Origin of the sequence: Variovorax sp. CCNWLW235 (assembly GCF_037204085.1) — a bacterium.
Taxonomy (GTDB): domain Bacteria; phylum Pseudomonadota; class Gammaproteobacteria; order Burkholderiales; family Burkholderiaceae_C; genus Variovorax.
Window position 1 is genome coordinate 35,551 of the sequence record NZ_JBBCBW010000035.1, and the last position, 8,339, is coordinate 43,889.

The following is an 8,339-nucleotide window of genomic DNA, read 5'->3' on the forward strand; positions in this document are numbered from 1 at the left end:
GCTGCCGCATAGATGAGGACCGGATGGCCCTCTTCAAGCCGTGCGATGTGTGGCCCTCTTCCGTTGTTGTTGTTTGGTTCTGAAGGCGGCCTGCACGGCGGCTCGCGGGTAGAGCGATGATAGGAGCAAAAGTTCTACCGCCCGGGCCGGAAGACCTTCGCGTCGTCGTAGAAATCCGGCGATTCGTTCTCCGGCCACCAGCCCGGCACGCCCAGCACCGGCAGCGGAACGAAGGGCTTCTGCACCAGATAGTCAGGATCGAGGCTGCGCGCAAGCGCCCGGTCGTCGAGCGCCGATTGCCCATCGGCGCCCGGCAAAGGCAGCAGCACATGCGCGGTGAGCGCCTTTCGCGGCGCGGCGAGTTTCTCGAGCAGGGCATGGCCGAACACCAGCAGCCGCGCCTCGGCCCACAGGGCGCGCTGCGTCACGAAAAGGGTGTGCCAGTCGCGTGCGGCCAGCGCTTTCCATAGCGCGACGGGTGCATCGAGCACGGCGCCGTTCTCGTCGAAAAGCGTGAGCGCATCGCGCAGTGGGCCGCGCGTGGACGCGATGCCCCTGCGGGCGATCTCCGCGGACTGCAGTTCATTCAGGCGGCGCTTGGTTTTTGGGTAAGCGAGCCAGACCAGGCCGTTGAAGAAGTCGTGCAGGTTGTCGCGCGTGGGCACGGTGCCGGTCTGGAAGATGTGTGCTTCGTAAGCCTGGCCTGCGGGCAGATCGAACTGAGGCACAAACTCGGGCGAGGCGCCCGGCATCGCGCCCTGCTGAAGCGCGGCCGCCACCGAGGTGGTGTGAAGTGCGGCGTGGGCCGTCGCAGCCTCGCCGATGGCGCGATAAGGCGCAAGCCAGGTCTGCGCCCAGTCGATCGCCGCCAGGTTCAAGGCGCGGGAGCCCCAGTCCAGCGGATGCGGTCGGGGTGCTGCAGCACGGCGAACTCCGCCGGGAGCTTGTCGAACAGCTTGAGCGAACTGCCGTGCTTGCCCAGCAGCCCGGCCGCGCGCAATGCCTGGGCCACGTCGTTGAGCGGCACATCGGCACCGCTTCGCAGTGCGGGCGCCGCCTGCAGGATGAATTCGGCGGCTTCGGAGGGCGGCTGCGCCTGTGCCGGCTTCGCTGCTTTGGCGGTCTTTCGGGCCGGCGTCTTGGCCGCGGTCTTGCGGGCCGGCGCGGCTGCGCTTTTCTTCTCGGTCTTGGCGGGAGCCCGCTTGGCGGCCACCTTGGCCGCGGCCTTCTTCGCCGGCGCGGCGCGCGGTGCCACCGGCGCACCATGGTGCCGCAGGTCGGTGAACTCGTCGTAGACCATCACCGTCTCTTCGCCGGTCTTGCCCTGCTGGCCGAGGCCGCACACGCGGCAGCCTTTTTCACGCAGGCGAATCACGAGCGGCGCAAAGTCGGAATCGGAAGACACCAGCACCACCACGTCGGGACGCTCGGCGATCACGAGGTCGATGGCATCCACGGCAAGCGCGATGTCGGTGCTGTTCTTGCCGGCCGAGATATTGACCATCGGCCGCACCGACAGCCGCTTGAAAAGCGCCTGTTGCTTGAGTGCGGTTTCGGCGTTGCAGTAGGCACGGCGCACATGAACCGCGCCGTACTCGGACATGGTCCGCTGCACGGCCTGCTCGATCACGTCGGCCGAGACGTTGTCGGCATCGATCAGCAGCATCACGCGCAGCGGGGGCGTCATGCGAGTCTCCAGGCGATGGTTTCACCCCCGCGCAGCGGCTTGAGCGTGGCGTCGCCGTAGGGCACCGTCTCGGGCACGGTCCAGCTTTCGCGCTTCAGCGTGATGGTGCCGCTGTTGCGCGGCAGGTCGTAGAAGTCGGGCCCGTGGAAGCTCGCAAAGCCCTCGAGCTTGTCGAGCGCGCCCACGCTGTCGAAGGCCTCGGCATAGAGCTCGATGGCGGTGAGCGCGGTGTAGCAGCCGGCGCAGCCCAGCGCATGTTCCTTCAGGTGCGCCGGATGCGGCGCGCTGTCGGTGCCCAGAAAGAAGCGGTCGCTGCCGCTGGTGGCCGCCTCGACCAGCGCCACGCGATGCGTCTCGCGCTTGAGCACGGGCAGGCAGTAGTAGTGCGGGCGAATGCCGCCGGTGAAGATGGCGTTGCGGTTGTACAGCAGGTGGTGCGCGGTGATGGTCGCAGCCGTGAAGCGGCCGGCGTCGCGCACGTAGTGAGCGCCCTCTTTCGTGGTGAGGTGCTCGAACACCACCTTAAGCTCGGGAAAGTCGCGGCGCAGCGGAATCATCACGCGGTCGATGAAGACGGCTTCGCGGTCGAACAGGTCGATGGCCGGGTCGGTCACTTCGCCGTGCACCAGCAGCAACAGGCCGTGCTTCTGCATGGCTTCGAGCGTCTTGTAGGTGTGGCGGATGTCGGTTACGCCGGCATCGCTGTTGGTGGTGGCGCCGGCCGGGTACAGCTTGAGCGCGCGCACGCCAGCCTGGGCAGCCAGCGCAATTTCTTCGGGCGGCAGCTTGTCGGTCAGGTAGAGCGACATCACGGGCTCGAAGGCCGTGCCTTCGGGCACCGCGGCGCGAATGCGGTCGCGGTAGGCCGTGGCCTGCGCCGCGGTGGTCACGGGCGGGCGCAGGTTCGGCATGATCAGCGCGCGGCCGAACTGGCGCGCACTGTGCGGCACCACGGCTTCGAGCGCGGCGCCGTCGCGCACGTGCAGATGCCAGTCGTCCGGGCGGGTGATGGTGAGGGTGTCTGTCATGGGAGGGCAATTGTCGCATCGGCCTCCCGCGGCACGGCGGTTGCTTGACGTCCGGCGCGGAAGGGCCGATGGTTCGGCCCGGTCGTGCCATCCGGCAAATGAAAAGAAGAGGACCCACGATGCTCTCCACGGCGATGCTCTATTTCCGCGAGACCGCGCGCGCCGGCTCGCTGCGCCGGGCGGCCGAACAGCTGGGCGTGGCGCCGAGCGCCATCAGCCGGCAGATCGCCAACCTGGAGGGCGAGCTGCAGACCGCGCTGCTCGACCGCCGCGCCAACCGCACGGTGCTCACGCCGGCCGGGGAGCTGGTGCTGGCGCACGCCGAGCGGGTGCTGCAGGACAGCACGGCCCTGCGTGGCGCGCTGCAGGAACTGGTGGGCCAGCCCTGCGGCGTGGTGCGCATCGGCAGCATCGAGGGCATGGTCGGCCACTTTCTATCGAACAACCTCGCGCGCTTCCAGAAGCGGCATCCGCAGGTCAGGGTGGTGGCCTCGGTGGTCGGCTCACGCGCGGTGCTGGAGGCGCTGCAAGAGGGCCGCATCGACATCGCGCTGGCGTTCAACCTTCCGGAGCGCCACGCGTTCCGCGAGCATGCGCGGCTCGAGCAGCCGCTGTGCGTGGTGGTGGCGCCCACGCATGCACTCGCGCGGCGGCGCAGCGTGTCTTTCCAGGAGCTGGCGGGCCAGCGCGTGGCGCTGCCCGACCGCTCGTTCCAAATCCGCCACCTGGTGGACCGCATTGCCGGCCAGACGCAGGTTGCGCTGGAGCTCGCCATCGAGACCAGCACGCTGGACATGGCCAAGGGCGTGGTGCGCAACAGCGACCTGGCCACCTTCTTGCCGCGCTACGCCGCGCTGCACGAGGTGTCGAACGGCGATCTTTGCGCGGTGCCGCTGCAGGAGCGCGACTTTGCGGCCACGGCAACCAGCCTGCTCACCATGCCCACCCACCGGCTCTCCCCGGCTGCGCGCGCGCTGCTCGAGACCCTGTCGGCCAGCATGCGCCGCTACGGCGGCGGCGCGCCCGCCTGTTCTGATTCCGGCAACAGCGGCGTGCCGGAATCAGCCTTCCCGCCGGAGCCGGCGCTCCCTACATTGAGCGCTGACTTGGAGAGGCTGCATGAAGACTGCGACTGAGGTGGTGGATTTTCCCGAAGGCGGCTACCGCTACGTGAAAGGCGTGTTCCAGTATTCGGCCGGCGTGGCCGCACAGCCGGGGTTCGCAATCGAGCGGGTGCGCTTCCAGAAGGCGGTGCCGCTGGCCGACGGGTTCGACGCCATCGCCAACCATCTGGCCGCCATCGGCCGGCCGCTCGCGGCGCTGTGCGGCTGCGAATTGCGCTCGCCCGCGCCGTTTTCCGAGCGTGGCTTTCATGACTTCAACCGGCTCTACGCCGGCACGCTCGAAAGCTGGGGCATCGTGCGCGGCGAGCGCAACCCGGTTGCCCGCACCAACGTTTGCCCGCGCCTGGGCGCACCCGCCACGCCGGCGTTCCAGGCCTTCTCGTACACGGTGCCGGCCGACGACGCCGCCGGCCCGCCGAGCTTCGTGGTGTCCGGCGGCGGAGAGGCGCCCGACGGCCACGCGAGCTACCGCGACGTGATGGTCCGCCTGGGCGACACCAGCACCGAAGGCATGCGCGACAAGCTGGCCTACGTGATGACCGAGATGGAGCGCCGGCTCGCGGCGCTGGGCTTCGGCTGGAGCGACGCATCGGCCGTGCAGGCCTACACCACGCACGACATCGGCGCCCTGGTGTTCGACGAAATCGTGCAGCGCGGCGCCCTGACGACCGGCCTGACCTGGCACCTCGCGCGCCCACCCATCGTCGACATGGAATACGAGATGGACCTGCGCTGCGCCCGCCGCGAGATGGCGTGGGCCTGGCCCTGAAAACCGCGGCTGGCACACGTCGTGCTTCACCACCGGTTCGACACCTTTTGCCTTTTCATCCCTAGGAGTTCCATGTGAAGCGTGCTGTTCCCGCCTTGATCCTGAACCCCCTGGCCGCCTGCGCGGCGCTCGCCACCCTGGCTTTCGCAACGCCGGCCCTGGCCCAGGAGAAGACGCTGCGCATCGCCATGACTGCGGCCGACATTCCGCGCACCCTGGGCCAGCCCGACCAGGGCTTCGAGGGCAACCGCTTCACCGGCATTCCCATCTACGACTCGCTCACGCAGTGGGACTTGTCGAAGGCCGATGCGCCGAGCGTGCTGATCCCGGCGCTGGCCAGCTCCTGGGCCGTCGACGCCAAGGACAAGACCAAGTGGGTCTTCAAGCTGCGCCCCGGCGTCAAGTTCCATGACGGCTCGGCCTTCAATGCCGACGCCGTGGTGTGGAACGTGCAGAAGGTGCTCGACAAGGACGCCCCGCAGTTCGACCCGAGCCAGGTGGGCGTGACCGCATCGCGCATGCCCACGCTGCGCACCGCGCGCAAGGTCGACGATATGACGGTCGAGCTCACCACCAGCGAGCCCGACGCCTTCCTGCCGATCAACCTGACGAACCTGTTCATGGCCTCGCCCGCACAGTGGCAAAAGAAGTTCGACGCCGCGGCCGGCGCCACCCCCGCCGACAAGTCCAAGACCGCATGGACCGCCTTTGCCGCCGACCCCGCGGGCTCGGGCCCGTTCAAGGTCACGCGCTTCGTGGCCCGCGAGCGGCTGGAGCTGGCCGCCAACAAGACCTACTGGGACGCCAGGCGCGTGCCCAAGATCGACAAGGTCGTGATGCTGCCGATGCCCGAAGCCAATGCGCGCACCGCCGCGCTGCTGGGCGGCCAGGTCGACTGGATCGAAGCGCCCGCGCCAGACGCCATGCCGCAGATCACGCAGCGCGGCTTCAAGATCTATTCCAACGCGCAGCCGCACGTGTGGCCGTGGCAGCTGTCTTTCGCCGAGGGCTCGCCCTGGCTCGACAAGCGCGTGCGCCAGGCCGCCAACCTGTGCATCGACCGCGGCGGCATGAAGCAGCTGCTCGGCGGCATGATGGCCGAGCCCAAGGGCACCGTGCCGCCCGGCCACCCGTGGTGGGGCAACCCCAAGTTCGACATCAAGTACGACGTGAAAGCAGCCCAGGCGCTGATGACGCAGGCCGGCTATTCGGCCGCCAAGCCGATCAAGGTGAAGGTGCAGATCTCCGCCTCGGGCTCGGGCCAGATGCAGCCGCTGCCCATGAACGAATTTGCGCAGCAGTCGCTCAAGCAGTGCTTCTTCGACGTGGAGTTCGACGTGATCGAATGGAACACGCTCTTCACCAACTGGCGCAAGGGCGTGAAGGACCCGTCGGCCAACGGCGCCAACGCCACCAACGTGAGCTTCGCGGCGATGGACCCGTTCTTTGCCATGGTGCGCTTCGTGAGCACCAAGACCTTCCCGCCGGTGTCCAACAACTGGGGCTACTACGGCAACGCCGAGGTCGACAAGCTGGTGGCCGATGCGCGCACCAGCTTCGACGACAAGGCACGCGACGGCGCGCTGGCCAAGCTGCATGCGCACATCGTCGACGACGCGCCGTTCGTCTGGATTGCGCATGACGTCGGCCCGCGCGCAATGTCGGCCAAGGTCAAGAACGTGGTGCAGCCCAAGAGCTGGTTCATCGACATTGCAACCATGACGATGGACTGATGCTGGCCTATCTGCTGCGCCGCGTGGTCTACGCCGTGCCGATCATGATCGGCGTGGCGCTGGTGTGCTTTCTGCTCGTGCACATCGCGCCCGGCGATCCGCTGGTGTCGATTCTTCCGCCGGACGCCTCGGCCGACCTGCAGGCGCAGTTGCGCGAGCTGTACGGCTTCAATCGTTCACTGCCCGAGCAGTTCGCAATGTGGATCTGGCGTGCGCTGCACGGCGACCTGGGCGTTTCGATCGCGAGCAACCGGGCGGTGGCGGGCGAGGTGTTCACCGCCGTGGGCAACACGCTGCGGCTCGCGGTGGTGGCCACGTTCATCGGCTTTGTGCTGGGCTGCCTGTTCGGCTTTGTGGCCGGGTACTTTCGCAACTCGTGGATCGACCGCTTCGCCTCGATGCTGTCGGTGCTGGGCGTGAGCGTGCCGCACTACTGGCTGGGCATGGTGATGGTGATCGTGTTCTCGTCGCAGCTCATGTGGCTGCCGGCCACCGGCGCGGGCCCGGGCGGCTCCAGCGACTGGGCGTGGGACTGGGAGCATGTGCAGTTCCTCATCCTGCCGGCCCTCACCATGTCGGTGATTCCCATGGGCATCATCGCGCGCACGGTGCGCGCGTTGGTGGCCGACATCCTGGATCAGGAGTTCATCGTCGGCCTGCGCGCCAAGGGCCTCACGCACTTCGGCGTGTTCCGCCACATGGTGAAGAACGCGGCGCCCACCGCGCTGGCCGTGATGGGCCTGCAGCTGGGCTATTTGCTCGGCGGCTCGATCCTGATCGAGACCGTGTTCTCCTGGCCCGGCACCGGCTTTCTATTGAACTCGGCCATCTTCCAGCGCGACTTGCCCCTGCTGCAAGGAACCATCCTGGTGCTGGCGCTGTTCTTCGTGTTGCTGAACCTGCTGGTCGACGTGCTGCAAACCATGCTCGACCCGCGGATTGCGCGGGCCTGACCACCATGAGCGCACTTCCCATTCCCTCCCCTGCCGCGGCCGCCGATGTAAAGCCGCTGCCGATGCAGCGCTCGCGCGGCTACTGGACTTCGGCGCTGCTGCGCTTCACGCGCGATCCGGTCGCCATGAGTGCCGCCTTGATGGTGCTGCTGCTCATAGGCCTGGCCGTGTTCGGCCCCTGGCTCGCGCCGGCCGACCCTTACGCCTCGTCGATGCTCAAGCGGCTCAAGCCCATCGGCACCGAGGGCTTGCCGCTGGGCAGCGACGAGCTGGGCCGCGACATGCTGTCGCGCCTGATCGTCGGCGCGCGGCTGTCGCTGTTCATCGGCATCACGCCGGTGATCTGCGCCTTCGTGCTCGGCACCGTGATCGGCATCGTCGCGGGCTACGCTGGCGGCCTGACCAACACGCTGATCATGCGCACCATCGACGTGTTCTACGCGTTTCCGTCGGTGCTGCTGGCGATTGCGCTGTCAGGCACGCTCGGCGCGGGCGTGGTCAACTCGCTGATCTCGCTGACCATCGTGTTCATTCCGCAGATTGCACGCGTGGCCGAAAGCGTGACCACACAGGTGCGAACGCGCGACTACGTGGAGGCGGCGCGCGCCTCGGGCGCCAACCCGTTCACCATCGTGCGGGTGCATGTGCTGGGCAATGTGCTCGGGCCTATCTTCGTGTACGCCACGAGCCTGATCGCGGTGTCGATGATCCTGGCATCGGGCCTGTCGTTCCTGGGCCTGGGCGTAAAGCCACCGGAGCCGGAGTGGGGCCTGATGCTCAACACGCTGCGCACTGCAATCTATGTGCAGCCGTGGGTTGCTGCTTTGCCGGGCGCGATGATCTTCATCACATCGATCTCTTTCAATCTTCTGTCCGATGGGTTGCGGTCGGCGATGGACAACAAGGGATGAAGATGGGTGCTTGTTCTCTTGTTCTTGTTGTTTGTCGCGGGCCGTCTTCAGGGCGCTCACCCGCCGACGGGGTACCTTTCTCCGCGAATGTCCCCCGGCCTGCGGCCTCCTCCTTTATTTCGCTGCGCAAGGCA

8 protein-coding genes are annotated in these 8,339 nt (G+C 67.6%); 5 read left to right on the forward strand and 3 right to left on the reverse strand.

Annotated features, from left to right (window positions below):
* Positions 1 to 134: 134 nt before the first annotated feature.
* Genes V9L21_RS25335 through pyrC form a run of 3 tightly spaced genes read right to left on the reverse strand, consistent with a single transcriptional unit; the run spans position 135 to position 2,715 of the window.
* The gene (locus V9L21_RS25335) at positions 135 to 878 is read right to left on the reverse strand and encodes a DUF3025 domain-containing protein (RefSeq protein WP_337315546.1); all 744 of its coding nucleotides are present in this window, start codon (positions 876 to 878) and stop codon (positions 135 to 137) included.
* Positions 875 to 1,687 carry an NYN domain-containing protein gene (locus tag V9L21_RS25340; RefSeq protein WP_337315547.1) on the reverse strand — a complete coding sequence of 271 codons (813 nt, stop codon included), beginning with the start codon at positions 1,685 to 1,687 and terminating at the stop codon, positions 875 to 877. The genes V9L21_RS25335 and V9L21_RS25340 overlap by 4 nt, the downstream gene beginning before the upstream one ends.
* Positions 1,684 to 2,715: a dihydroorotase gene (gene pyrC, locus V9L21_RS25345; protein ID WP_337315548.1), complete on the reverse strand. Its 1,032-nt coding sequence runs from the start codon at positions 2,713 to 2,715 to the stop codon at positions 1,684 to 1,686. The genes V9L21_RS25340 and pyrC overlap by 4 nt, the downstream gene beginning before the upstream one ends.
* A gap of 119 nt (positions 2,716 to 2,834) precedes the next feature.
* Between pyrC and V9L21_RS25350 the strand changes: the two genes are divergently transcribed.
* The 5 genes from V9L21_RS25350 to V9L21_RS25370 all read left to right on the forward strand — a co-directional run bounded on the left by V9L21_RS25350 (position 2,835) and on the right by V9L21_RS25370 (position 8,205).
* Entirely contained in the window at positions 2,835 to 3,851 is a 1,017-nt protein-coding gene (locus tag V9L21_RS25350) for a LysR family transcriptional regulator (protein WP_337315549.1), read from the forward strand.
* Complete coding sequence (cnbZ, locus tag V9L21_RS25355; protein ID WP_337315550.1) at positions 3,835 to 4,608, forward strand: 2-amino-5-chloromuconate deaminase CnbZ; 774 nt, start codon at positions 3,835 to 3,837, stop codon at positions 4,606 to 4,608. The genes V9L21_RS25350 and cnbZ overlap by 17 nt, the downstream gene beginning before the upstream one ends.
* Before the next feature lie 74 nt (positions 4,609 to 4,682).
* Positions 4,683 to 6,341 (forward strand): ABC transporter substrate-binding protein, encoded by a 1,659-nt coding sequence (locus V9L21_RS25360; protein ID WP_337315551.1) that lies wholly within the window; start codon positions 4,683 to 4,685, stop codon positions 6,339 to 6,341.
* Complete coding sequence (locus tag V9L21_RS25365; RefSeq protein WP_337315552.1) at positions 6,341 to 7,294, forward strand: ABC transporter permease; 954 nt, start codon at positions 6,341 to 6,343, stop codon at positions 7,292 to 7,294. Before V9L21_RS25360 ends, V9L21_RS25365 begins: the two co-directional genes overlap by 1 nt.
* Before the next feature lie 5 nt (positions 7,295 to 7,299).
* Positions 7,300 to 8,205, forward strand: coding sequence for an ABC transporter permease (locus V9L21_RS25370; protein WP_337315553.1), 906 nt, complete (start codon positions 7,300 to 7,302; stop codon positions 8,203 to 8,205).
* The last annotated feature ends 134 nt before the right edge of the window (positions 8,206 to 8,339 follow it).